This window comes from Ramlibacter sp. WS9, from assembly GCF_003797765.1.
Classification (GTDB): domain Bacteria; phylum Pseudomonadota; class Gammaproteobacteria; order Burkholderiales; family Burkholderiaceae_C; genus Ramlibacter.
On sequence record NZ_RKMB01000150.1, the window covers coordinates 1 to 432 of the forward strand.

The following is a 432-nucleotide window of genomic DNA, read 5'->3' on the forward strand; positions in this document are numbered from 1 at the left end:
ACCTGCTGGAGAGAGGCTGAAACGGGGCGCCGCGCGGCGCCCCGTCCATTTTCAGCGGAGTTCGTCAACCAGCACCGCAAGGGTGCTCAGGACGTCCTGGCCGAGCCGCTTGGAGCGGGCGCCGGACCAGCCGGTCCCGGGCTCCGGGTTGTCGTCGTGGTCCTTGAACGGCATCTCGATGGTGAACGCCAGGCAGTCGTAGGTCTGCCCGACGAAGTTGCAGGCCAGCGCCAGGTTGGCCTGGCCCGGCGCACTGCGTGGGTAGCCATGGCGGATCTGGAATTCGCCGCGCGCCATCAGTTCCTCGCGGAAGCGTTGCTCGAGCCGTTCCAGGCGGGGCGTATAGCCCGGGTTGCCCTCGCAGCCGGCGGCGAATACGTGGGGGATTTCCTCGTCGCCGTGGATGTCGAGGAACAGGTCGACGCCATGGCG

At 68.3% G+C, this 432-nt stretch carries 1 pseudogene; it reads right to left on the minus strand.

What is annotated here, in order from left to right:
• Positions 1-51: 51 nt before the first annotated feature.
• Positions 52-432 (minus strand): annotated as a pseudogene (locus tag EEB15_RS33390) (hypothetical protein); the annotation flags it as partial.